Source organism: Paenibacillus sp. J22P277 (assembly GCF_059383675.1).
Genome location: NZ_JBXENS010000003.1, coordinates 818,346 through 842,765, shown reverse-complemented (window position 1 = coordinate 842,765; position 24,420 = coordinate 818,346). Strand labels below are relative to the sequence as shown.

Genomic DNA, 24,420 nt, shown 5'->3' with positions numbered 1-24,420 from the left:
GAAGTTGTTGGTTTCTGTCAGGGAAGCGGGACGAGCACCGTTCTATTTTTGCCGGAATAAGGGGGGGCGTTGTCGCAATTTCGCTAACCGATGCCCTGCAAGTAGAAGATGCCGCAGTTCATCGCCGAGACGCTGACCCGCGGCTCGTATTGCCAGCGGATCTCGTCCTGCCTGCGCTCGTATTGTTCCGCGATGAGCGGGCGATGCTCTTCTTCCGCGCCTTCGATCAGCGGCTCGTAGTAATGGCGGATCGTGGACAGCTCCTCTTCCAACCGCCGGGCGGCCGCGTCGGCCCATCCGTAATCGTACGCGCGCAGCTTGCGCTCGAGAATTCCCTCGGCGATGGAAGCGGCCTTGTTGAGCGTGATCGCATTTTTGGCGGTATGGACGTTCGGCGGCAGCTTCGGCGTCATTTTGTGCTGCTGCAGCCGGTCGTTGAACTGCTCCAAGCATTGGCCCGTCGCGAGCGAGATGCCGAAGGAATGGATTTCTTCCCGCTTCATGTCGCACTGGAATTCTACTTTCATATTAACCCCGAGCCAGGCGCTGTAAGCAGTCGAATGCAGCGGGTGGCTGGTGCGCTTCTCCGGCTCTTGGAACAGGCACAGGTAGCTCCCGCCGAGCTTGGCGGACTGGAACAGCTGCTCCAGCCGCCGCGCGCCGAAGTGCAAATCCTCCCGTGACACCCGCACGTTCGGGTTGATCGTGCTGTTCAGGTAACCGAACGAGCGGCCGAATGCGGCTTCGCCGGCGGCACCCGCCGAACCCGCGGCGGATTTTTGCTGAACGGGAGGCTTGTCCTTGGCGGCTGCGTCCGCCTCGTCGTATTTGTGCTTGTCCGTGACCAGCAGCATGGACATCGTCTCCGGCTCGGCGCCGGTCCGATCCACGAAGCTCCAGTAATAGGGGCGGTTCGTCAAATCCCGGTCCGCGCGGGGGGACAGCTTCACTTGAAAATGCGCGGGCGATTTCTCGACGATCCGGCAGTCCGTCGCTTCCAGGTAACGCTGCACGAATTTGTGGATTTGGCGCTCGTTCATGGTCTCACCTCGATCGTTTGTCCGACGGCGTTCAGGACGGCGTCGACCGCTCCGAGATCGACCGGCTCATCGAGCTCCACTTCGTCCCGGATGCGGCTCAGCGAACTGCCGAGCTGGTCGATGCCTTCTTTGAGCGCGTCCTTGTTCGTCCCCGCCTCCAGCAGGAGCCGGGCGAGGCGCTGTTCCAGCGTCTCGTTCTTCTCGAACCGCTCGAGAATATGATCCAGCTCGCCGATGACCAGCTCGAACAGATTGATTTTCTCGTGCAGCAGGCTCACGATATGCTCTTCGATCGTGCCGATCGTGCATAGGTTGTAGATGTGCACGTCGCTCGTCTGCCCAAGCCGGTGCACGCGCCCGATCCGCTGCTCGACGCGCATGGGATTCCAGGGGAGATCGAAGTTGATCATATGGTGGCAGAACTGCAGGTTGATGCCTTCGCCGCCGGCTTCCGTGGCGATGAGCACCTGCGCGCGGCCGCGGAACAGATCCATCATCCAGTCCTTCTTGCCGCGGTTCATGCCGCCTCTGTAGGGCACGGCCACCATGTTGTGGGAACGGAAATACTGCAGGAGATATTCCTGCGTCGCCCGGTATTCCGTGAAAATGATCACCTTGTCGTTCATTTCGCGGACGAGCTCCATCGCTTTCTCCGCCTTCGTGTTGGCTTGAATGCCGCGGATGACCTCGACCAGCTGCCAGATTTTCGCGCGAACCGGAGAGTCCTCCGGCGTCTTCTTGAACATGTTGACGAGCGTCAGGAACACGGCGTCGCGGCTGCTGCACACCTCGCGCTGGAGCGTGACGAGCGACAGCATGCTCGTCCAATCGCCATGATTCTCGTCGAACCGTTCCCGCACGAAGTTGGTGACGCCGTCGTAGAGCGCCTGCTCCTCGGTCGACAGCTTCAGCCGGATATTCTTGACGATCCGTTTCGTAAAATGAATGCCGCCGTCGCCGCGCCGGTTCCGGATCATGACCGCTTGCAGCGCCTCCTGCAGCTGGTCCTCGTTCTTCGGCAGCCGCTTGTCCACGACGAAATTCGCGGCGAATTCGTTCTGGCCGCCGAGCTGGCCCGGCTTCAGCAGCGTGATCAGGTTGAAGAGCTCGTCCAGGTCGTTCTGAACCGGCGTCGCCGTCAGCAGCAGGCAGTATTTCTTGCGCATCGCGTTGACGAACTGGTAATTGGTCGTCTTCTTGTTCTTCAGCTTATGCGCCTCGTCGATGATCAGCATGTCGTAATCCTGGTTCAAGAGCTTGTCCCGGTGCGGATCGCGCTTCGCCGTGTCCATGGAGGCGACGACGACGTCATAGCCCCAGGAATGGTCTTTCTTCTGCGCGTAAGCGGAGATGCCGAACTTGGTGTTCAGCTCGCGCACCCACTGCAGCACCAGCGAGGCGGGCACGAGGATAAGCGCGCGTTTGACGAGTCCGCGGACCATGTATTCCTTCAGGACGAGCCCGGCTTCGATCGTCTTGCCGAGACCGACCTCGTCGGCCAGGATCGCCCGGCCGCTCATTTCGTGCAGCACTTTGCGGGCGGTGCTGATCTGATGCGGCATGGGTTCGAACGAAGGCAGGCTGCGCAGGCACTGCAGGTCGTCGAAGCTGCTGACCAGCTTGGATTGTTCCGCTTCCACGGCAAGCTGGTACAAGGTCCAGTCGTCCCAAGGACCGTTGCGGTCGACGCGTTCCTGCAGCTGCTGCAGCCAGGTACGGTCGTAATGAAGCTCGACGCCGGGATGAAGAAGCTTGCGTTTGGGCGTTCCCGCGCCCGCGCCGTTCGGACTCGAAGAGAGCTGCTGTTCGCCATTGGCGGAATCTTTACTCGGATGCATGGGGGCGGAACTCCTTTCTTGTGAGATTCCGACAGAATGAACGGAAACTGTATGCAGTTAGTATGACCCTTGATTCGGGAATTCATAAGGCGGGCAGGCGAAAGGAGCGTTTTCATCCCTATGGCAACGCGAAGGCCGATATCATCGATAGGACTGGGGAACGAAAATGCGGGATTTTGCTAGCCGGCTAGCCGCGAAGATTCGCCCAAGGCAGGAATAAGCGCCGGTTGCTCGTACTTATTTAGTAGGGCGGGTTTCGCTCGCCGCCGATGGAAAGCAATCGTAATCTATTGGATCGGAAATCGAAAACCATACAGAGGATGATTAATCGATGGGATCGAGAGTCATGCATTATTGCATAGGGACCATGCTCGCAGATGAAATACAAGGCTCGCTCGGGCAGTTTCTGCTTGGGGGAATCGCCCCGGACGTGAATAAAAACATGCATGCGCCCAAGAGCGTTTCGCACTTTGTCGTCGAGGGCGAAGATGGGAAGCGCTATATCGACTTGGCGGGCTTTAACGCGAAATACTTGCGGCAGGGGAGCGAGCCGTTTTACTTGGGCTACTATTATCATTTGATTGCCGATCATATCTGGACGGAGCGCATATACGATCCTAGGATCAGATGGCTGCCGCAGCCGGAGAAGGAACTCGCGAAAGGGAAGTATTATCGGGATTTCTGGCGATTGAACGGCAAATTGATCGATTATTACGCGTTGGAGTTGATCGATATGAAGGCGGAGCCGATCGCGATGGAAGAGATCGATTACCGGTATCTGCCCGCTATCGTCAAAGAGTTGGCCGACGACTTTGCGATGAAGGACGAGGCCAAGGAACAAGCCTTGGAGATCCTGGACTTCGCCGAAGTAATCGAGGTGCTCGAAGATACGGTCAAGGCGCTCAGGGCTTGCGCGGTCGGCGGGCTGGTGTCCTATTGAGAGGCATCGCCATTTTCGTCGGCATCGCGATCGTGAACGCGGGCCTTCTCTTTTTTACCACGATTTACGGGCTCGTGTATTTTGATCTGTCCTTGATCGTTACCTTGTTGATTCTCTTGTCGGAAGACCAGAGACGGATCGTCAGAAGGCTGAACAGAAGGAAATCGGCGCACGAACGGCAAGCGTTGCTCATGCAGCGAGAGGCGGCCGAACAAGATTTCGACAAGAAGGATCTGCCGACCGAGAAAGACATCGAGGATATGAGCCGCGATACGGACGACATCGGCCGCGGGTAACGAAAAGGAGCATGCGAACCGATGAAACCGGCGGAAGATTTCATTCATAAGCAAGAGCAAGCGGGTCGAAAAATACTACTCTCCATCGTCGTTTCGAATCTGTCGCTGTTCATTGCGTTGTTCAACATGAGTCTGATATATGGCATCTATCATAACTCAACCGGACTTATTCTGATGATCCTGGTATGCGTATTCATATATAAGGGCGGCCAAGTCGCGAAATGGATCTATATCGTCTTGAATACGATCAATGCGCTGTCATTGTTTCTCGCATTAACGATCGGTCATGTCGCGTCCGATGCTCCCTTGATCATGAATGTCATCACGGTCTTAACGCTGTTGGTGGCGATCGCGACAAGCGTCGCCTTGCTTTTCTCGAATCAGGTGAAGGAATTTATGGATAAGCAACGCGGTTAAACTTAAGCTCGACCGAAAGGGTGATCCTATGAAGCTCGGCATGCCGACGCTGGTGGAGTTCAAGACGCTGGAGCAGAACGTGGAGCTATGCCGGGAGTTAAAGCTGGACTTCGTCGAATTGAACATGAATTTGCCGATCTGCATCCCGGAGAACCTGAAGCATGCGCATCTCCGCGCAATCACGGAGGAGACGGGGATCGCGTTTACGCTGCATTTGCCGGAAGAGCTGGACCTGGCTTCCTTTCAACCGAGGATTCGGCAGGGACATATGGAATGCTGCCTCGAGGCGATGGATTGGGCCAGCCTGGCGGGAATCGGGACGCTGAACATGCACGTGAACAACGGCATCTATTTCACGCTGCCGGACGGCAGGGAGTGGATCAATGCCGCCTATGAAAAGGAATTCATCGCGCTGCTGCTGGATTCGTACCGCGCGTTGTACCGCCACGCGGAACGGCGCGGCATTCGGCTTTGCATCGAGAATACCTGCAATTTTCATCTCCCTTTTATCCGTCGCGCGCTCGATCGGCTGGCGGCGTTCGACGATTTCTGTCTGACCTGGGACACGGGGCACGATGCCAAGACCGGCTTCCGGGAAGAGCCCGCGCTCCTCGCGCATGCCGACCGGATCAGGCATATGCATCTGCATGATTGCCGCGCCCAGTCGGATCATCAGACGCTGTATTCGGGCGACGTGCCGATTCATCGGCGCTTGGATTTCGCGAAAGCGCGCGGTATCTCCGCGGTGATCGAAGTGAAAACCGGCGAAGCGCTCCGGGAGTCCGTTCAGCGCTTACGAGAACGGTATCCCCTCTAGGCCGGATCTTTGGCCGCTTCGCAAATGGAAGCGTCTCTCCACACGGCGGTTTTTATCGCATTTTGACGGAGAACGCGATGTCCGTTTTCAAGAATTCTAACAAAATTGGAAATTGCTTCACAGGATCTTAACATGATTCGTACATCCTCTTAATACTCGAATTCTATGATGCTATAGAAAAGACAATAGGAGGCGTACTCATGAAATCCACAATTGGCTGGAAGACTTCTGTGATTGGCATTACGGCAGCGGCTCTCGTCGTGACGAGTTTTGTCGCAGCGCAAGGCAAGACTAACGAAGCGTCCGCGGCATCGAAACAAGCAAAGAACGTCATTCTGTTCGTCGGCGACGGCATGGGCACGGCTCAACGCGACGCGATTCGTCTTGCGACGGTCGGCGAAAATGGCCAACTGGCGATGGATGCCATGCCTTACCTCGGATTGATTCATACGAGCTCCACGATTCCGGTAACGGACTCCGCTGCGGCTGCAACGGCGTTTGCAAGCGGCGTGAAAACGTATAACGGCGCGATTGGCATGGATGCCAACAAGAAAAGCGTCAAAACGATCTATGAATATGCCAAAGAAATGGGCAAATCGACGGGTCTCGTAACGACGAGCCAAATCACCGACGCAACGCCGGCGGCGTTCGCTTCCCACGTAGAAGACCGCGCGAAACAAAGCGACATCGCGCTGCAATATTTGACGAAAACGAAAGTCGACGTCCTGCTCGGCGGAGGCGAAGATTTCTGGTACCCGGCCGGACAAGCCGGCGCGTTCAAGGACGAGCCTGCCGAAGATCCGTCCGAGAAGAGCAAAGGCACGCAGGGCAACCTCGTCAATAAAGCGAAAGCGCTCGGCTACACGTACGTGAAGAACAAAGCCGATATGCAAAAAGCGAAAGGCAAAGTGCTCGGCCTGTTCGCGAACGAAGAAATGTTCCAACAACGTCCGGAAGGCGAAGGCGATATCTACGCGCCGATCGTTTCGCTGCCTGACATGACGAAAAAAGCGCTAGACACGCTGTCCACGAACAAAAAAGGTTTCTTCCTGATGGTCGAAGAGGAAGCAACGGACGAAATGGCGCACTCCAACAACGCGAAACTGACGATCAAAGCCGGCCAAGAGCTGGACAAATCGGTTCGCATCGCGACAAACTACGCTAAAGCGCATCCGGACACGCTTGTCCTCGTGCTGGCTGACCACGAAACCGGCGGCTTCTCGATCGAAGAAGTCGACGCTAACGACGAGTCGGGCGACAAAATCTCCAAAGAAGACGGACCGTTCGCCATCGCGAAGTCGAAAATGAACTTCGTCGTGGACTGGACGACTTCGGGCCACACGGCGGTTGACGTACCGGTAACGGTAATGGGTACGGGCGCCGAGCTGTTCTCGGGCGTTTACGAGAATACGGGCATCTTCACCCGCCTGGCGCAAGCCATGGGCATTAAGCTTCCTAAATAAGCAAGCAAGCGAATAAAGGCTGTCTCCTCTCGAGGAGGCAGCTTTTTATATTGAATTTTAATGCGATAAAATGTATATTTATACATAATTATTGGATAAGGGGGACGGTTGAATGGCGGTTGCGATCGAGGAATTAACGATGAATGCATGGCCGTCGCAGCAGACCGTCGCGCACGGGGGCTGGCTGCTCAGATTGGCCGAAGGCTACACGAAACGGGCGAACTCCGTCCATCCGCTGTACGCGCAGGAGGAGACGGCAGCCTCGCTTCGGCGGAAAATCGATGCCTGCGAAGCCTTCTACGACCGTGCGGGGCAGGATACGATTTTCAAGCTGACGCCGTTCGCCCCGGACGGGCTCGATCTTGCGTTGGAAGCGCGCGGCTATGTGCTGGACACGCCTTCGCGTGTTATGATGTTACCTAACCTCGACTCGCCCCGGAAGCTTAAAGCTTACGATCCGGGCTTGGCCGTCGAATGCGAGGATCGGTTGTCGTATTCCTGGCTGGGCCTGATGTGCGGTTTTAACGATATCCCGGCTTGCAATGAAGGAGCGGCCGCGCGGATTCTTCACGCGATCACGATGAAGACCGGGTACTTCACGCTCTACGCGGACAAGGTTCCGGCATCCTGCGGCCTTGCCGTTATTGAAGGGGAGTACGTCGGTCTGTACGATATCGCGACCGCGCCGTCGCATCGGAATCAAGGACATGGGGAGCGGTTGATCCGGCATATGCTGCAGTGGGCGAGGACGAACGGGGCCGCGCGCAGTTATTTGCAGGTCGTGCAAAGCAACGCGCCGGCCAATCGGCTGTATGCCAAATTATCGTATGAGGAGCTGTATCCCTACTGGTTCCGCGTCAAGAAACGCGGCGGTTAAGGGGGATTCATGCCTTCGGAAGGGGAACGTTCGCGCATGGACATTCGGCTGAGAGGCCATCATATGCTATGTTTGCTGGGATTTCGGGGAATGGGGTATTCGGCCGCGTATGCGGCCAATATGACGAACGTCTATAACCGGCTGCGGGACGAGCCGGGCACGCAGGTGACGATCATCGCGGGTCCCGACGATCTGTGCGCCTGCTTCCCGGAAGGCGAGGAAGCGCATTGCGAGAATGATTCCGTCGCCGGACTCGACGCGCGCGTACTGAAGCGGCTGCAGCTTCAGGTCGGGCTGACGCTGCCTTGGACCGCCGTCATCGAACGGGTTCGGAAGAACGTCATGCCCGAGGATATCAACGACTTGTGCATCACCTGCCAATGGCGCTCCTACGGCGTATGCGAAGCCGGCGTGCGCACGATCAAGCGGGGAGAATGGCTTCCGCCGCTGCCGCAATCAGAAGCGCTATGAGGATCGGCTGAACGCCGGACCGCCGCTTGTTATGCGAAGATTTCCCATTGCTGAACCCCGCCGATTGCACGCGAATTGTCGCGATCGGCCAAGGCGCATTCTAATCTTGCAATCGTTTTCAACGGGGACTAAGATAAGGATGAGCGACGAAACGAGTGTCTATTTCTCTAATAACGGAGGGTGTGGGCATGACGGAATTCAGCGTATCGGTTCAGCAGAAGGCGTTCTTCGACACGTTCGGTTACCTGGTATTCAGGGGATTGATGAAGGACCGAATCATGGAAATCACCGACGAGTTCGATCGCGTGTTTCGGAAGATGGGCGGCAATTTCAACGGGAGGGAACATGATTTCGTCAAGACGTCGACCATCGTCGCGTTTCTCGGCCACAGCGGGAAGCTGGCCGCGCTGCTGGACGATCCGCGGGTCATGCATATCTGTTCCGCGCTTCTCGGCGAAGATTACAATTATTTGACGAGCGCCGGCAACAAATACGTCGGCGATACCGGCTGGCATTCCGATACGACGATGGATAGGCCGTGGCCGGGCAACCTCAAGAGCATCAATCTTTCCTTTTACCTCGATCCCGTCACCAAGGACACGGGCGCGCTGCGGGTGATTCCGGGCAGCCAGTTCATCGGCGACCGGTTCACGGAGATCCTGAAGGAACAGATTCAATCGTCGGACATGAAGGCGCAGTGGGGCGTCGACCGGACGGACCTGCCGGCGGTGCCGATCGATATCCGCCCTGGCGATCTGCTGGTCTTCAACAATTACCTCAAGCACGCGGCCTTTAACGGCGGCAATAACCGCAGGGTGCTGCTGCTCAACTTTTCCCGGCGTTACACCGAGGAGCATATGGACGAACTTCATCAGTACGTCGGTACCTTTGCCCCGTATTGGGTGGAGGAGCTGCACGGCGAGGCGGTGCTGAACGATGCCGGTCCGGAACGCATGCGCCATTTGCGCCAGATTCAAGAGAACCAAGGACATCTGCCGGCGCTTGCGCGAGCGGCGCGAGCCGCGGCTTTGAACGGTTAGCGGCAGGCGGACGGCGCGACAAGATCAGGCATCGCCCATGATTCGGCGAAGCCTGTTTTGTGCTGCGAATAATGGAAAAGTATATTTGATTTTCACTGGGCGAGAATGGTAAGATTCCTCTGCAAGAAAAGCGCCGGCAAACGAAGGAGATGAGAAGAGACGCCTTGGGAAATCGATCGTCTGTCATTGCTATGTGGGTCTCTCTGCTCAGCAATGTGCTTCTTACGGGAATCAAGCTCATCGTCGGGATCGTATTCAAGAGCCAGGTCCTGATCGCGGACGGGATACATAACGCCGGCGATATCATCGCCACCGCGACCGCCTACAGCTCGATGCGGCTTTCGGGCAAGCCGCCTGACGAGGACCACCCTTACGGCCACGGCAAAGCCGAGGTGCTGGGCGCGGGCGTCGTGGCGTTCATACTCGTGCTCGCCGCGCTGTATATGGGCTATCATGCCGTTCTGGCGTTCTTCCATCCGCCGGGCCAAGCGCATCTGATCGCGCTCGCCGCCGCCGTCGTATCGCTGATCGTGAAGCAGCTGCTGTACATCTATACGAAGCGCGTCAGCATGACGGTCAACAGCAAAGCCTTGATGGCGACGGCGTACGATCATTTGGCCGATGTTTATGCGTCGCTCGCGGCGTCGATCGGCATCTTTCTGGCTTGGCTCGGCGAACGGATCGATATCGTCTGGCTCGGGTACGGCGATCCGGCCGCGGGCGTCATCGTCTCGGTGCTCGTCCTTCGGCTCGGCATCGAGATGGCGCGCGAGACCGTCGATGTCCTGATGGACAAGAGCCTCAGCCCCGAGAAGGTCGAAGACATCATGGAGCATCTGCGCGAGGTGCCGGAAGTGCGCCGGATCGACCGCCTGCGCGCGCGCGAACATGGCCACTATGTGCTGGTGGACGCCAGGGTAGCGGTGCTCGGAACGCTGACCATTCAGGAAGGGCACGACATTATCCGCAAGATCAAGAAAAAAGTGCAGGACGCCCATCCCGAAGTGGATGAGGTGCTCGTGCATCTGAATCCATGGTACGCGGACGAATAGCGGGATCGAGCCGGCATGAACGATGCCGGCTTTTGCATGCGGAGTCTAGTGCCTAGGGACGAATAATAAAAGTGCTGCAACCTTTTTCGCAAGGTCGCCGTCTGAGGACATGTAAGATCATACAACAACTACTCGTGACGATTGGAAGGGGCAAAACAACATGAACAAGAAGAAAATCATTATCGTGGCAACGCTTGTAGGATTGATGGGCTCGGCGGTCGCCGCGGAGGCATCCGGTTTGTTCCAAAAAGTAAACGGACTCGTGCGCAGCGACATCAAGGTGACGGTCGACGGACAAAACACGTCCATGAAGCCGGTATTCATTAACGGCCAAGCTTATCTCCCGGCGAAGAGCGAAGCGAACGCGCTCGGCTTCGACGTACAATACAACGCGAAGGATAAGAGCCTTACGCTGACTTCCAGAGACCAAGGCAACGACGGCAGCGGAGACCAAGAAGCGCAGCTGATGATGCTCTCCGGCGTCATCCAAAGCGTAACGCCGATGGACAACGGTACATACCGTCTTGACGTCGTCGGCAGAGGCACGAACAGCTGGGTACTGCTGACCGTCGATCAAGAGACGAAATTGACGGACGGCAGCGGCAAAACGTTCGCGGCCAAAGATTTGAAAGCCGGCACGGAAATCGTCGCCGAATACGGTCCGATGATGACCATGAGCTTCCCGGGACAATCCCACGCGGTGAAAGTAACGGTCGGCGCGGAGCGTCTGGTCAAAGAAGACACGATCTCGGCGGTTAAACATACGGAAGACGGCTGGCAAGTCACGATCGGCGCCGACGCTGCATCGCAAATCGTGCTGAATGCCGGCAAAGAAACGAAGCTCATGAACGCGCAAGGCTCGTCGATCGACTGGGAAAGCCTGAAAGCCGGCACGAAGGTCGTCGCTTATTACGGTCCGGAAATGACGAAGAGCCTGCCGCCGATCAGCCCGCTGTTCTACCTGGTCGCGCTGACGGATAAACCGGCACAGGATTCGCTTGCCCCTGCAGCGATCGCCGAATTCCAAACGCTGGCTTGGAGCAAGCTTCCCGAAGGCCAAGCGTCGCACGTGAAGACGAAGAAGGAAGAAGCGGTAGTCGAAGTGGTGAATGCCGCCGATTCCGGCGTGCTGGCTACGACCGACGAAGCGAAGAAACTGCTGCAAGCCGTGAAGGATAAAGGCGGCAAACTGGTCACCGTAACGTACCAAACCGACCAAGACGAGCTGCTTGGACCGTTGACGGTCGTGTTCGACCTCGATTCCAAGACGTTCATCGGCTATAATGCCCGCAGATAAGCAAAAAGCACGCTACGTGATGCCGATGATGCAAGGTTCGGCAGCGCTGTGAAATTCGGCAAAAACGCCTCTTGGGTATTCAAGAGGCGTTTTTGCGTTGAGCGCCGCGAGGCTGGCAGCTCACGGCTGTTGAGCGGGCACCGAGCCGATGTTCGTCAAGTCTCCACTGGTATGGCCGGGCGTCGACCCGGCGCTCGGGTAGTGCCGACGACAAACAAGGCGATCCCCGCAGCAGCCCGCTGCGGAGATCGCCTTGTTGCCGTTAGGCTTCTTGCAGGGAAACCGCTGGCTAACTGCCATGCAGCAGCCGATATTCCGTCGGGCTTTGACCCGTTTCCTTGCGGAAAAATTTCGCGAAATGGTTCGTTTCCTTGAAGCCCGTCTGATCGGCGATGTCCTTGATGCTGAGCGCGGTCGTCGAGAGCAGGATTTTCGCTTTGTCCGCCCGCCTGCGGCTGATGTATTTGAGCGGGGGCACGCCGAACTGCTTTTTGAAATACGCGATGAAATAATTCGGATGCAGGTGGGCGGCCTTCGCCATGTCCTCCACCTTCAGGCTGCTTTCCATATGGGTGTCGATATACGATTGGATGAATTGGATCCGCTTCAAATCCTCGGAACGATGCTGCAGGATCGTGATCGGCACATGCTCGAGGTACCGGGAGATGATCTCGAGCAGGATCGATTTCTCGCGCAGCCTGGCTATGACCGAGGCATTGCCGTACGAGCTGGCGAGAATCTTGAACAAGGCGGACATTTCCTCGCGGTCGGCGATGGGAACGGAGAGCGGCACGCCGATCCATTGAAACAGGTCGAACGGTCCGATCGAGGACGTGAAATGGCACCAGTACTTCAGAAACGGCGGCCGGTTCTTCAGCGTCGCGTAAGACTGGTTGACGTAGGCGGGCAGCAGGCAGAGGTCGCCCGGCGCCGGCGTCAGCTCGGTTTCGCCGGATTTCAGCCAGCCCTCGCCCTCCAGGATGTAGTACAGCTTATTGTATTCGGGGACGAAATCGTAATCCTGCCATTCGTGCGTCACTTGCGTCTTGTGCGCGATTTGCAGGTCGATTTGCAGCGAATGCAGCAGGTCGGTCAAGGCGCCGTGCTCGCGTTTCATGTTCATGCTCATGCTCATGCGGGGATCTCCTTACGGACCGAATCTATGGAATGGAAAGCGTATGGTCCCATCATAGACCATTTGGGCGCCGCTGCAAACGGATACCTTAACTTTGGCACCTTCATTCTTAGCCTTATCCATTTGAATGCGCGCGGACGGATCCTATAATGGGGAGGAGAAGACAACCGAGGAGGACGATGAGGCAATGACGCAGCAACAACCGCTTCTGCTCACCGACGAGCAGCTCAAATCTTTTATCGTAAACGGATTTTTAATCTTGAAAACGGATTTCCCGCAAGCGTTCCATGAACGTCTCGTAGCGCAACTGAACGAGATTTACGACAAGGAGGGCAACCCGGGCAACAACATTTTGCCGCGGATCCGCGATTTGCAGCGGGTATTCGAGCATCCCGTCATCACCGGCGCGCTCACCAGCGTGCTCGGACCGGACTATCTGCTCCACACGCATCGCCACGGGCATTACAATTCCATCCCGAAGCCGGGCGCGTGGCATAAAGACAGCTATTGGGGCTACGACAGGCTGCGCAACCATCACCCGTGGTGGGCGATGATCATGTATTTCCCGCAGGACACGCCGCAGGAGCTCGGACCGACGGGCGTGCTGCCGGGCACGCAGTACGAGGACGGCCGGAATTTCGCTTCCGACGAGATGGCCGAGGAAGCGACGGCGAAGGGCGAAGCGGGCACGTTCGCGCTGATCCACTACGATATCTGGCATCGCTCGACGCCGAATCTGCTCGGTCAGCCGCGCTTCATGCTGAAATTCGAATTCATGCGGACGCAAGCGCCGACCGCGCCGACCTGGGATAACCGGCAGGCGGATTTCCGCCAGGTGCAAGGTCCCGAACCCTTGGCCCACGAAGCGATCGCGGAGGAAGTATGGAATTGGATGTCGGGCCGCGTCGCCTCGCGGGCGGGTTCCAAGCCGGGCAATGCCGAAGCGATCGAAGCGCTGTCGGCGCGCCTGACGGGATCGAGGGAGCCGGATGCCCTCACGGCGGCCTACGATCTGGCTGCAAGCGGGCCGGAAGGCATCCGCGTGCTGCTGGACGCGCTGGGCGGCGGCTACAAGAAGCGCGCGCGCATGGCATCGTACGGATTGTCGACCGCCGGCTCCGAAGCGGTGGCCGGTCTGACGCAGACCTTGGCGAGCGAGGACGAGATCGCCGTCAATAATGCCGTGTTCGCGCTCTCCGAGCTGCGCGGCTTGGCGGAAAGCGCCGTGCCGCAGGTCGCCGCGCTGCTGGATCACCCGACTGTCGAGATTCGCCGCACGGCCGTGGAAGCGCTCGGCATCATGAGCGCGAATCCGTCCGCCGTCGTGCCCGCGCTGATCAAGGCGCTGTCGGACGAGGACACGCAGGTCAAGTTCACGGCCGGCCTGTCGTTGGTTCGCGTCGGCCCCGGCGCCGCGGATGCCGTGCCGGCCCTGGAGCGATCGCTTGCGGACGAGAACCGCTACGTGCGCGGGCATGCGCTGGAAGCGCTGCGCAGCATCGGCACGAAGGAAGCGCACAAGGTGCTGATGAACGAGCTGTTCAATACGCGCTGGTGCTCCGATACGACGCCTGCCAGCACGTTCTGATAGGCAGGAACAGTCATACGGCTGCAGGTGAAGAATGCATGGATGGCGTCAGCTACAGGCCACAAGGAAAGGCTGTCGGTACCGGGATGATATATTGAATAGGCTGCATGGAAAGAGCCGAAGCGGGTATTCTTCCGTCTGCCAACGAGGTGCGGGTAGGGCAACGAGCGGTCATGCGGACTTGCGAGGTTCCGGTCGACGGTAGAAACGGGCATAACAAAAACGGGCGATGCAGCTGCTGCATCGCCCGTTTTTGTTTGCGGTGGTTTACCGTCTCGTCTGCCATTCGGCAGCGCCGGTCGAGCCCGGACGGGCGGCTCTAAGCGAGATCCGCCATCGTCGGCATGCCGTCCTGCGCGCCGAAGACCGTCACGGAATGGGACGCGGCTTTGACGGCCAGCGGAAGCGTCTCTTCAAGGCTCCTACCCGCCGCGAGGCCGTAGCAGAGCGCCGCGTTGAACGAATCGCCGGCGCCGGTCGTATCGACGACCTGCACGATGGGAGCGGGGACCGTGACGATCTCGCCGCCGTCTCCGGCCAAGCAAGAGATGCCGTGCTTGCCGCGGGTCACGATCAGCGTCTGATGCGGGAATCTCGTCCGCCAGTCCCGCATCTGGGCGAACAGCTCGTCCTCGTTCGCGGCAGGTCTTCCGCAATAGAACTCGAATTCCGTCTCGTTCGGCGTGAAATAATCGCCGAGCGCGATTTGTTCCTCCGTCAGCGCGAGCGCGGGGGCGGGATTGACGATCGTGCGCACCCCGGCTTCGCGGGCGATCCGCAGCGCCGCTTCGACGGCGGGAAGCGGGATCTCAAGCTGGACGATCAGCGCATCGGCTTCCGCGATGACGGGTGCGTGCGCCTGAATCATCGCCGGCGTGCACATGCCGTTGGCGCCGGGCACGATAACGATGCTGTTGTCGTTCTCGGCATGCAGGATGGTAGCCGTCCCCGTAGCCGCGTCCTTCAGGACGGACACCGTATCCGTGCCGACGCCGAAGGTGCTCATCCGCGCCATGACTTGGTCGCCGAAGCCGTCCCCGCCGACCGCTCCGATCATGCGCACGTCCGCGCCGAGCTTGGCGCAGCCGACCGCCTGATTCGCGCCTTTTCCCCCGGATATGTAATGAATGTCGTCGCCTTGGATCGTTTCACCGATTCGGGGCATGCGCCGCATCGAGATCACGAGGTCCATATTCAAGCTGCCGACAACGGCGATTCGCGGTTTTTGCGTCATCTTTATCATCCTTTGCGTTTGAGGGAATGTGGTAACGGTTACCTAACATGTGCATCCCGACTATATCATGCGGCAAAAATCATCGTCAATTCGGGAGGATCGGCGGCAACAAAAAAAGCCCGGGCGTTTGCCCGCGCTTCATTGTAATTTGCGTAATGTTGAACGCAATTTGCGTCGTCTTGAACGTCCATGACCTGAACGCGATTGTTAAGATGGTCGGGACGACACGATTTGAACATGCGACCCCCTGGTCCCAAACCAGGTGCTCTACCAAGCTGAGCTACGTCCCGAAAGCGAAGATGGTGCCGGCGAGAGGAGTCGAACCCCCGACCTACTGATTACAAGTCAGTTGCTCTACCAGCTGAGCTACACCGGCAACTGTGTTCTGAACACAAAAAATATTTTATCATATCCTTTAAAAAGGATGCAAGTCCTTTTTTTCGGCTTTCTGGAACCGCGAGAACCGGAAGAAACGCTTCCGCTCAAAAGCGCAATGCGACGGCGCGGGCTGCAGCTTTGCGTTGTCCCACCGCAGGTTGAACTGCTCGTCGACGGCGAAGCCGAATTTGGCATAGAAATGCCGCAGCCGGTCAAGATGCTCCCGATGCTCGGCCTGCCTCATGCGGCCCTCGATATAGGCAATCCCTTCTCGCTCCGCAAGCAGCAGCAGCTGTCTCATCATGATGGAGCCGAATCCCTGGTTGACTTTGTCGCCGAGGATGCGGATATACTGCAGGTTCCATGCTTTGACCGTCGTCCCGCCGATCGGCGAGACATGCAGCGAGAGATCGTTCATATGCCGCCTCGTCGCCACGCCGCTCGGATAGACGATGCGGGCGTGAATGTCGCAGCGTCCGAGCGGCGAATAGAGAATGACTGTGACGCCCGATTTGGCCGGCTGAACGTCATGGACGAAGCAGCCGTCGTTTCGGATGCAGGCGATCTGGGATTGAACGAACGCGTTTTCCATCGTTGAACCTCCCGGTCGAAAGGATTGGTTTCTACATTGTATTACCTCGTATCGTCTGAAATTATTCATTATGCGCCGCGCCCGAGCGCGGAACGAGGATTATTCAACATGCTTATACGTGCCGTTATCACATATGAACGGCCTCAAACCGCGACAATCCGACGCAACTTCGCAATTATTAAGGAAATCTTTGGAATCTAGTACAAGATCCGACAACCCTCGCTTTAAGCTTGCGATAGACTGGTTTTGGACGATAGCCATGGAGGAGGAATAGCCGTTGAACGAGTATGACGTAATCATGATTGGAAGCGGCCATAACGCACTGATCGCAGCCGCTTATTTGACGCGCGCGGGGAGAAGCGTCCTCCTGTTGGAGAAGAACGACCGACCAGGGGGCTATTTGCGAACGGACGAGCTGACGCTTCCCGGCTTCAAGCATGACGTGTACGCCGCGGCCCACCCGCTGTTTCTGACCGGACCGGCGTACGCGGACTTCGGGGAAGCGCTGGAGGCGCGTGGACTGCAATACGCGAACACGGATCTTCCGACCGGGGTGTCGATGGAGAACGGCGAGACGGCCGTCTTCGCGCGCACGGGCGAGGAGCTGGCCGCCGAAGCCGAACGTCTCGCGCCGGGAGACGGCGCGGCGATGGGACGATTGTTCGAGTCGTTCGCGCCGTATGCGGGGGATGTATTCGAGCTGTTCAATCTGGATTTGTCGGGTCAACGGGCTTCCGAGATTATCCGGAAGCTGCTGCATGACCATCGTTCCGAAGGGAAAGGCTATTCGGCGTTCGCCGCCTCCCTGTATTCCACGGCGCGCAACGCGGTTGGCGATTTCCGATCGCCGGTTACGCGCGCGATGCTGGCGTCATGGGTCACGCATCTGGGCAGAACGCCGGACGAGGTCGGCAGCGGCATCTGGGTGCCGCTCACGGCAATGGCGCTCATGGGCGGCGGGATGCCGATTCCCGTAGGCGGCAGCGAGAAGCTCGCGCAGGCCTTGACGCGGCTGGTGCAAGACCAGGGCGGTACGATCATTACCGGCGCGCGGGCCGAACGGATCGCCGTTGAACACGGCAAGGCCGTCGGCGTGCGCACGGCGGAAGGCGAGGAATACCGCGCGAAGCATGCGGTCGTCGCTTCCACCGGACCGGATCAGCTGTACTTGTCGCTCTTGGCCGATACGAAAGTCAGCTCGGACATTCGCGGCCAAGCGAAGCGATTCCGTTACGGAAGGGGCTGCGTGCAGATTCATCTCGCGCTGAGCGAAGCGCCGAAGTGGCCGGATTCGCGGTTTGCGCGCGTCGGCCAGCCACATCTGACCGACGGGCTCGACGGCTTCACCCAAGCCATTGCGCAAGGGATGGCCGATCTTCTGCCGGCCAAGCCGACCTTTACGGTCGATTGCCCGACCAATCTCGATCCGACCCGGGCACCGGAGGGCAAAGCGATCATGCGGATCCAGGTGCTCGAGGTTCCTTGCCGTCCGAGGGGGGATGCCGCAGGCCGGATCGACGTCGGCGACGGCTCATGGATGCCAGAGTTGACCGAACGGTTCGCGGAGCGCGCGATCGCCGTCGCCGGCAAGCATATTCCGAATCTCCCCGGCGCCATCATCGGCAAATCCGTCATTACTCCGGACAGCATTGCCCGCTTCAATCCGAATTCCGGTCCGGGGGACCCTTACGGCGGATCGCACGACTTCGCGCAGAGCTATTTGTTCCGTCCTCTGCCTTCGCAGCCGAGCCACCGCACGGAAATCCCGAATCTCTACATGCTCGGCGCCGCTACTTGGCCGGGACACGGCATTAACGGCGGATCGGGTTATATCGTGGCGCAGCAGCTGCTTTCTCTCGATCGATGACGCCGTTCGGCTGACAGCCGGGCCTGATCGATGGCTCGGATGAGCGCGACGAGAGCCTCTTGCGGCGTTTAGCGCCGCGATAGGCTCTTTCCTTGTTTCCGTCCCGTATGTTAAATTAAGGATGTCGCTTTCGATGAGCGGGCAGAATGAGCTTAACTGGCGCCGGCGGCTCCAACTCGGGCGCGTGCCGCATTTTGGCAGGCAAGGCTGCAAGACCGGAATCCGCTATTCCGCGCGCGAATTTTTTTGAAACGCAATCCGGCTCGTTGTCGTATTAGGTAGCATAAACGCTGACGAACAGCACATTATCGAGGAGGAAATGAAACCATGTCTGTATTTAAACGCCTGCGCGACCTTACGTTGTCGAATGTCTACTCCCTGATCGAGAAAGCCGAAGATCCGATCAAACTGACGGACCAATATATCCGCGACATGCAAGAGGATTTGGAAGACGCGGAGAAAGCGGTAGCCGCGCAAATCGCGATCGAGAAACGATTCAAGCAGCTGTACGAAGAGCAGGAATCGCTCGTGCAGAAGCGCGGCGAGCAAGCGCACACGGCAGCCTCCATGCAAAACGTCGAGCTCGCTAGACGCGCGCTGGAAGAGAAGAAAGCCGCCGAGACGAAGCGCGACGAGTACAAGGTCAGCTACGACTCCAACAAAGCGTCCGCGGACAATCTTCGCGGCAAGCTGAGCGAGATGCGCGACCAGCTGACGGAAATGAAAAACAAACGCGAAACGCTCGTAGCCCGTTACAAAGCGGCCAGAGCGCAAGCCGAGATCAACAAGTCGATGGCGGGATTCAGCTCCGATACGGCGATGTCCGGCTTGAAGCGGATGGAAGAGAAGATGCTGCAGGCGGAAGCGCAAGCCGAAGCAAGCAACGAAATGAGCAGCAAAGGCAAGTCGCTCGACGACGAATTCGAAGCGCTCGGCACGAACAAAGCCGTCGACGACGAACTGGCCGCTTTGATGAAGCAATACGAGAAAAAAGAGTAAGCGCGTAGTATACTACAACTAAGCAATCCGCTTGTTCGCAATCGGAATGAACGTCCGCCGGCATGGACCGCTAAGCTTCGCGCGCTGCCTTCCATCCGCCCAAGGACGTTTTTTCTTTGCGAAGCGCGGCGCTGCGGCAAATTAGACGATGGAGGCTCTTGACGAATGACACTTGACGAGATGCTCGGCATTCTTGTATGGACCGGAGCGGGCGCGGTGCTGCTGATCGTGCTGATGGCGGTCGATTCGCTGTTTACCCGGTACAAGGATTTGGAAGAAATCAAGAAAGGGAACGTGGCGGTGACGACCCGCTTCATCATGAAGCTGCTCGCGCAGGCTTACATTCTCTCGCGGTCCATCACGACATCGGACGATCTGTGGGAAGCGCTGCTCGTATCGGCCATATCGTTCGTGATCCTGCTGCTCATCGAGAGCCTCGTCGAATTCGCGCTCCGGGCGATGTCGGGGCTGGACCTCACCGAAGGCACGAAGCAGAACCAGATCGCGCCGGCGCTGTTTACGGGTTCGCTGCATCTGGCGGGGGCGCTCATTATCGGGGCGTGCTTGTAAACTAGAATCGTAAGGAGCGATCGCCATGGGCATATTTTCGCGCATCAAAAACATTATCGCTAAACCCGAGCCGCCGATCGTGGAGAAAAGCTTGCTGACGATCGGTCCCGGCGACGTCTGCGAGGTATCCCTGGTGACCTACCAGGTGGTCGGCAGACTGCAGAACCGCAAGCGCAATCTCGTCGTGCTCACGCTGCAGGACGGATCGGCCATTCGCTATCTGACGATCGAAGAACGCGAGCGTACCGTCTACGCGCTCTACGAGCCGATCGACGGCCGTCTGGATTCCGTGGAGGAAGTGCCGACGGAGCTGGAGCTGGACGACAGGACGTTCCACTTGGAGGAGCAATACTCCGGCTTCGTCACGGCGGCCGGCAGAACCCCGTTCGTGCAGGGCGGCGAGCAATACGTATGGCAGTATCAGTCGGACGACCAGAAGCTGCTGCGGGTCGAGTGGCAGGACGGCCGCTTCATGCTGTACGAAGGGGAAGACGTGCTTGCTGCCGATGTTCGCGTTCTCCGCGGAAACTAGGGGAGGATGAGAAGGATGCGAAGCAAGAGCTCGTACTTACTTAAATTATTTCTTGTCTTCACGCTCGTCTTTCCGCTGCTGGCCGCTTGCGGCATCAATCAGAAGATCGAGGAGCAATATCCGCTCGAATCGGTGAACGGCAGCGGGGCCGAAACCTCGTACGTGTACCGCGCCGCAGGGGTGAGCGTGCCCGAGGTCGCGAAGGCGCTCGTGGATGCGGATAAACCGCAGCAGGAATCTACCGAAGCGAAGGACCATATGTTCCTCGTCTACTCCGACCGCATCATTCATCTGCAGCAGGATACGGCGAAGCCGGAAGACACGCTGATCGAAGTGGATTCCCAGGAATACGTCCGCAACAATTACAGCTCGAGCTTCCTGGAAGGGTATCTGCTCGCGAGCTTCCTCGGCAATCTGTTCGATAACGGCCGCTACGGTCACGGCACGTATCGCGGTTACGACGACCGCGGCACGTACAAGCCGACAGGCGGCAGCTACCATGCGCCGACGGACCAAGAGAAGAAAGCCGTGCCGCCGATGACGGTGACGCGCACCGGCTCGGTGTTCAAGCGCTCGAAGAACGCCGTGTCGACGAGCCCGTCCGGATCGGGCGGCGTGACAGACAATCCGTCGAAGGGCAAGATTACCCGGGATACGGACAGCGGCAAGAAATCGGGCAGATGGCTCACGCCGCGCAAGTCGTCGAAGCCGAAGACGCGGGTCGGTTTCGGCAGAGTATCCAGGCGACGATGAGCCTGCGCGCGTACGGTTCGTTACGGTGAGCATAGAGATGGCGGACGGAACCAGACGGTTTCTGCCGCCGTCTTTTTTTTGCGTGAAAAAGGCGAAATTCGGACTTTAAGCAGGCATGCGCATTGCGGTATGATAGGGAGGTTGCAATCGATAGTCAGTCGTACATAAAGGAAGGGGAACGTGGATGAAACGAATGTTATCGCCGCTGAATACGGTCGTGCTCACGCAGTTTCTGAGCGCATTCGCGGATAATTTGAACTTTTTTCTGATCGTGGGCATGGTGAAGCGCCAAGGGGTGGAGAACCCGGACATCGCGGTCAATTATATCCAGATCGCTTTCCTGGCAGCGTACGTGATCTTGGCGCCGATCGTCGGCGCGTATGCCGACAAGAAGGCAAAATCGAACGTGCTGCTGCTCGGCAACGCTTTGAAGGCCGTCGGCATCGGCATGCTGCTGTTCGGCCTGCCGCCGGCGTTGTGTTATGTATTCGTCGGCATCGGCGCGGTCGTGTATTCGCCGGGGAAGTACGGCATCCTGACGGAGCTGACCCGGACCGAGGACGAGCTGCTTCGGGCGAACGCGAAGGTGGAAGGTTCCACGATATTGGCCATCCTGCTGGGAACGGTCGCGGGCGGCTTCCTGGCGCAAAACTCCGATCTTCCGGCGGTACTTGCCTGTCTCGGCGTCTACCTGCTCTCCTTGCTGATGACGCTCGTCATTCCGGCCAGGGCGGGAAACGCCGAGCTGCGGTATGGCAAGGAAGCGATGCAGTTCCTACGGGATTTCGGTACGATGTTCCGCAATCCGCGCGCGCGCTTCTCGCTGATCGGCACCGGCTCGTTCTGGCTGACGGCCGCGGTGCTGCGCATCGCGTTGATCGCTTGGCTGCCGCTCAACCTCGGCATTACCGACACGGACCAGCAGTCCATGATGATCGGAATCACGGCGGTCGGCGTAGTCGTTAGCGCGTTCTTGACGCCGAAGCTGGTGCCGGCCGGCAAGCTGCACCGGGCATTCTATTACGGTTTGTTCATGGTCGCATCGGTAATGGTAGCCACGATGACCTACGTGCTCTGGCTGACCATCGTGCTGCTGTTCCTGATCGGCATCTTCGGCGGGATCTTCGTGATTCCGCTGAATACGATGCTGCAGGAAGAAGGGAAGTCGACCATCGGTCCCGGCAAGACGATCGCGGTTCAAAACTTCAGCGAAAACATTCTCACGGTCAGCGGTTTGTTGATCTATCTGACGCTCAGCCAGATGGATGTCTCCGTGAACGGCTCCGTGATCGGCATCGGCCTCGTGCTGCTCGCGTTCATCTTGTTTCTGGCGACGCAGCTGCCGAACGTACTAGGGGCCGAACGGCGCAAACGGGCCGATCAGAGCAACCAAGTATCCTGAGCAAGCCGGGCGTACCGGGAAACAAGACGCTTAACCAGGAACGGGAGGCGGGCAGGATGAAACTGGGGGATATTCCGGAATCGGTCATTCGGCTTACCGGGGAAGTAAGAGAACTCAGACTGCCGGTCCAAGGACATACGTCGGTCGTGGCGCATGCGACGACCGACAGCGGAATGTATATAATGAAGAAATGCGATTATTCGCTATACCGCGAATGGCTGCGAGCGGAGCATCGGAGCCTCCGGCTGCTCCAATCCGCGAACTTGCCGATTCCGGACGTACTAGGCTGCGCGGAGGAGGCCGGCAGCAGTTGGCTTGTGATGTCTTATATAGAAGGAACGCGTTTGCGGGAGTTTCTGGCGACAGAGCATCGCGCATCGAAACGGGAGCAGGCCATTCACGAATACGGTGCCGCGCTTAAGCGAATCCATGAAACGCCTTGCCCGGCGGGATTGAAGCGCGCGAGAGATTGGTTGGACGGCATGCTGCTGCAGGCGAGATCGAATTTGGCTCATCATGCGGTGGACGGCAGCGCGGAATTACTCGCTGAATTGGAACGGTCGAGACCGGACCCGATCGGAGCGACGTTGATCCATGGCGACTTCACGATCGACAACGTGCTCGTCCGCGATCAGGCCGTCGTCGGCGTCATCGATTGGTCCGGAGCCGCTTTCGGCGATCCCCGGTACGATGCGGCGCTGGCGACCAGGCCGAAGCCGAATGCGTTTCAACGCGCGCATGACGTGGAATTGTTCTACGAAGCCTATGATTGCTTGCGCGTCTCGACCCAAGAATATCGCTATTACGAGGAAGGGCTCTATGCCTTTTTCTAATGCGGCTAAGGACGGAAGGCGCGAAGACGGAAGCGGCATGTACGCGAATAATGAGGCTTGAAGGTGCCCCTTACGCGGCTTTATTGCAATTCGGATCATGGGGGGGGGGGGGGGGGGGGGGGACACGCGTTGTTTTCTAAGGAATGGCTAAAATTTAAATAAATTTATTCTAAATAAGTCTTTCGTTTTGCTGCTGCGGCGGCAGGGCGAAGGGCTTTTTTTCGCGGGTTTACAATTTGTTTAGCGGGTCCATTGTTTCAATACGCATCCGACATGGGTAAATGCTTGCCGGAACGTAAACTGAATTTCGGAGGGCAACGCATGATGCTTGTCAACACGCTCAGAAGGCTGAAATGGATGATTCGATTCGGGAAAGGAGGACATTCGCTGAGAGAGCTTCCATGGATCAAAGGGAAGCTTTACGTGAATCGGTCAGGGACGCTGCGAATCGGGAAACGCGTTCGGTTCGTGGGCAAGCCATGGGCGACGCAGCTTACCGTGGAGAAGGGCGGCGTACTGGAAATCGGGGATAATACGTTCATTAATGCAGGGGTCGGCATTGCGGCCCGAGAGCGCATCTCGATCGGGTCCGACGTCAAAATCGGCCCGCGCACCAGCATCCTCGACAGCATGTACCACCAACTCGACGCAAACGATAGTCCGGATGCGAGCAAACCGATCGTTATCGGAAACAACGTATGGATCGGAACGCGCTGCACGATTCTGCCCGGCGTCACGATCGGGGAGAACTCGGTCGTCGCCGCCGGCAGCCTCGTGAACAAGGACGTTCCCAAGAACGTGGTCGTCGCCGGAACGCCGGCGAGAATCATCCGCGAGCTCGACATTCCGGAGGGGTGGATTAGGCAGTAAATTTTTCTCAGAAATCTCATCGATACCCCTGCAAGTTGCGCAAAAGCACCATGCCGAATACTTCTACTTGAGTAAAATTTAGGAGAATAGAGGAAAAATGCCAAAAAATTCAATAGAAA

The 24,420-nt window shown here is 58.1% G+C and carries 25 protein-coding genes and 2 tRNA genes; 20 read left to right on the top strand and 7 right to left on the bottom strand.

Translation table 11 applies throughout. The features are described from left to right. Positions 1 to 83: 83 nt before the first annotated feature. The gene (locus tag AC50YL_RS12775) at positions 84 to 1,040 is read right to left on the bottom strand and encodes a YqhG family protein (RefSeq protein ID WP_494832367.1); all 957 of its coding nucleotides are present in this window, start codon (positions 1,038 to 1,040) and stop codon (positions 84 to 86) included. Beyond that, on the bottom strand, positions 1,037 to 2,878 hold the full coding sequence (locus AC50YL_RS12770; RefSeq protein ID WP_494832366.1) for a DEAD/DEAH box helicase: 1,842 nt from the start codon (positions 2,876 to 2,878) through the stop codon (positions 1,037 to 1,039). The genes AC50YL_RS12775 and AC50YL_RS12770 overlap by 4 nt, the downstream gene beginning before the upstream one ends. A 331-nt stretch (positions 2,879 to 3,209) precedes the next feature. Between AC50YL_RS12770 and AC50YL_RS12765 the strand changes: the two genes are divergently transcribed. From AC50YL_RS12765 to AC50YL_RS12720, 10 genes are all read left to right on the top strand, one after another. Then, entirely contained in the window at positions 3,210 to 3,818 is a 609-nt protein-coding gene (locus tag AC50YL_RS12765) for a hypothetical protein (RefSeq protein ID WP_494832364.1), read from the top strand. Next, positions 3,815 to 4,114, top strand: coding sequence for a hypothetical protein (locus tag AC50YL_RS12760; protein ID WP_494832363.1), 300 nt, complete (start codon positions 3,815 to 3,817; stop codon positions 4,112 to 4,114). The genes AC50YL_RS12765 and AC50YL_RS12760 overlap by 4 nt, the downstream gene beginning before the upstream one ends. Before the next feature lie 21 nt (positions 4,115 to 4,135). Further along, positions 4,136 to 4,531, top strand: a complete 396-nt coding sequence (locus AC50YL_RS12755) for a hypothetical protein (RefSeq protein WP_494832362.1) — start codon at positions 4,136 to 4,138, stop codon at positions 4,529 to 4,531. A gap of 28 nt (positions 4,532 to 4,559) precedes the next feature. Further along, complete coding sequence (locus AC50YL_RS12750) at positions 4,560 to 5,348, top strand: sugar phosphate isomerase/epimerase family protein (protein ID WP_494832361.1); 789 nt, start codon at positions 4,560 to 4,562, stop codon at positions 5,346 to 5,348. 200 nt (positions 5,349 to 5,548) lie between these two features. Then, positions 5,549 to 6,811, top strand: coding sequence for an alkaline phosphatase (locus AC50YL_RS12745; protein ID WP_494832360.1), 1,263 nt, complete (start codon positions 5,549 to 5,551; stop codon positions 6,809 to 6,811). Between the two features lie 112 nt (positions 6,812 to 6,923). Continuing rightward, on the top strand, positions 6,924 to 7,688 hold the full coding sequence (locus AC50YL_RS12740; RefSeq protein WP_494832358.1) for a GNAT family N-acetyltransferase: 765 nt from the start codon (positions 6,924 to 6,926) through the stop codon (positions 7,686 to 7,688). Positions 7,689 to 7,724: 36 nt separating this feature from the next. Beyond that, positions 7,725 to 8,159: a DUF1284 domain-containing protein gene (locus tag AC50YL_RS12735; protein WP_494832357.1), complete on the top strand. Its 435-nt coding sequence runs from the start codon at positions 7,725 to 7,727 to the stop codon at positions 8,157 to 8,159. 188 nt (positions 8,160 to 8,347) lie between these two features. Beyond that, positions 8,348 to 9,199: a phytanoyl-CoA dioxygenase family protein gene (locus AC50YL_RS12730; RefSeq protein WP_494832356.1), complete on the top strand. Its 852-nt coding sequence runs from the start codon at positions 8,348 to 8,350 to the stop codon at positions 9,197 to 9,199. A gap of 149 nt (positions 9,200 to 9,348) precedes the next feature. Continuing rightward, complete coding sequence (locus AC50YL_RS12725) at positions 9,349 to 10,251, top strand: cation diffusion facilitator family transporter (protein ID WP_494832354.1); 903 nt, start codon at positions 9,349 to 9,351, stop codon at positions 10,249 to 10,251. 160 nt (positions 10,252 to 10,411) lie between these two features. Continuing rightward, entirely contained in the window at positions 10,412 to 11,548 is a 1,137-nt protein-coding gene (locus AC50YL_RS12720; protein ID WP_494832353.1) for a stalk domain-containing protein, read from the top strand. Positions 11,549 to 11,837: 289 nt separating this feature from the next. Here AC50YL_RS12720 and AC50YL_RS12715 read toward each other — a convergent pair whose 3' ends face one another. Continuing rightward, positions 11,838 to 12,683, bottom strand: coding sequence for an AraC family transcriptional regulator (locus tag AC50YL_RS12715; protein ID WP_494832351.1), 846 nt, complete (start codon positions 12,681 to 12,683; stop codon positions 11,838 to 11,840). Positions 12,684 to 12,870: 187 nt separating this feature from the next. On the opposite strand from AC50YL_RS12715, the gene AC50YL_RS12710 reads away from it, so the two are divergent. After that, positions 12,871 to 14,271, top strand: a complete 1,401-nt coding sequence (locus AC50YL_RS12710) for a HEAT repeat domain-containing protein (protein ID WP_494832349.1) — start codon at positions 12,871 to 12,873, stop codon at positions 14,269 to 14,271. Between the two features lie 319 nt (positions 14,272 to 14,590). On the opposite strand, the gene rbsK is transcribed toward AC50YL_RS12710, so the two are convergent. The 4 genes from rbsK to AC50YL_RS12690 all read right to left on the bottom strand — a co-directional run bounded on the left by rbsK (position 14,591) and on the right by AC50YL_RS12690 (position 16,475). Next, a complete protein-coding gene (gene rbsK / locus AC50YL_RS12705; RefSeq protein WP_494832348.1) occupies positions 14,591 to 15,505 on the bottom strand; it encodes a ribokinase in 915 nt (304 codons plus the stop codon). A 213-nt stretch (positions 15,506 to 15,718) separates the two neighbouring features. Further along, positions 15,719 to 15,795 (bottom strand) — tRNA-Pro (locus tag AC50YL_RS12700). 10 nt (positions 15,796 to 15,805) lie between these two features. Then, a tRNA-Thr gene (locus AC50YL_RS12695) sits at positions 15,806 to 15,881 on the bottom strand. Between the two features lie 39 nt (positions 15,882 to 15,920). Continuing rightward, positions 15,921 to 16,475: a GNAT family protein gene (locus AC50YL_RS12690; protein ID WP_494832346.1), complete on the bottom strand. Its 555-nt coding sequence runs from the start codon at positions 16,473 to 16,475 to the stop codon at positions 15,921 to 15,923. 277 nt (positions 16,476 to 16,752) lie between these two features. On the opposite strand from AC50YL_RS12690, the gene AC50YL_RS12685 reads away from it, so the two are divergent. From AC50YL_RS12685 to AC50YL_RS12645, 9 genes are all read left to right on the top strand, one after another. Further along, positions 16,753 to 18,342 carry a phytoene desaturase family protein gene (locus AC50YL_RS12685; RefSeq protein WP_494832345.1) on the top strand — a complete coding sequence of 530 codons (1,590 nt, stop codon included), beginning with the start codon at positions 16,753 to 16,755 and terminating at the stop codon, positions 18,340 to 18,342. Positions 18,343 to 18,669: 327 nt separating this feature from the next. Beyond that, positions 18,670 to 19,341 (top strand): PspA/IM30 family protein, encoded by a 672-nt coding sequence (locus AC50YL_RS12680; protein ID WP_494832344.1) that lies wholly within the window; start codon positions 18,670 to 18,672, stop codon positions 19,339 to 19,341. Positions 19,342 to 19,506: 165 nt separating this feature from the next. Continuing rightward, positions 19,507 to 19,911, top strand: coding sequence for a DUF350 domain-containing protein (locus AC50YL_RS12675; protein ID WP_161745127.1), 405 nt, complete (start codon positions 19,507 to 19,509; stop codon positions 19,909 to 19,911). Positions 19,912 to 19,936: 25 nt separating this feature from the next. Next, positions 19,937 to 20,443: a DUF4178 domain-containing protein gene (locus AC50YL_RS12670; RefSeq protein ID WP_161745128.1), complete on the top strand. Its 507-nt coding sequence runs from the start codon at positions 19,937 to 19,939 to the stop codon at positions 20,441 to 20,443. A gap of 15 nt (positions 20,444 to 20,458) precedes the next feature. Then, positions 20,459 to 21,196 carry a DUF4247 domain-containing protein gene (locus AC50YL_RS12665; RefSeq protein WP_494832343.1) on the top strand — a complete coding sequence of 246 codons (738 nt, stop codon included), beginning with the start codon at positions 20,459 to 20,461 and terminating at the stop codon, positions 21,194 to 21,196. Positions 21,197 to 21,380: 184 nt separating this feature from the next. Further along, a complete protein-coding gene (lplT, locus tag AC50YL_RS12660) occupies positions 21,381 to 22,598 on the top strand; it encodes a lysophospholipid transporter LplT (RefSeq protein ID WP_494832341.1) in 1,218 nt (405 codons plus the stop codon). A gap of 56 nt (positions 22,599 to 22,654) precedes the next feature. Then, positions 22,655 to 23,431 carry a phosphotransferase family protein gene (locus AC50YL_RS12655; protein WP_494832340.1) on the top strand — a complete coding sequence of 259 codons (777 nt, stop codon included), beginning with the start codon at positions 22,655 to 22,657 and terminating at the stop codon, positions 23,429 to 23,431. Further along, positions 23,431 to 23,571 (top strand): DUF4269 domain-containing protein, encoded by a 141-nt coding sequence (locus tag AC50YL_RS12650; protein ID WP_494832339.1) that lies wholly within the window; start codon positions 23,431 to 23,433, stop codon positions 23,569 to 23,571. The genes AC50YL_RS12655 and AC50YL_RS12650 overlap by 1 nt, the downstream gene beginning before the upstream one ends. A 181-nt stretch (positions 23,572 to 23,752) precedes the next feature. Further along, on the top strand, positions 23,753 to 24,301 hold the full coding sequence (locus AC50YL_RS12645) for an acyltransferase (protein ID WP_494832338.1): 549 nt from the start codon (positions 23,753 to 23,755) through the stop codon (positions 24,299 to 24,301). Positions 24,302 to 24,420: the final 119 nt, after the last annotated feature.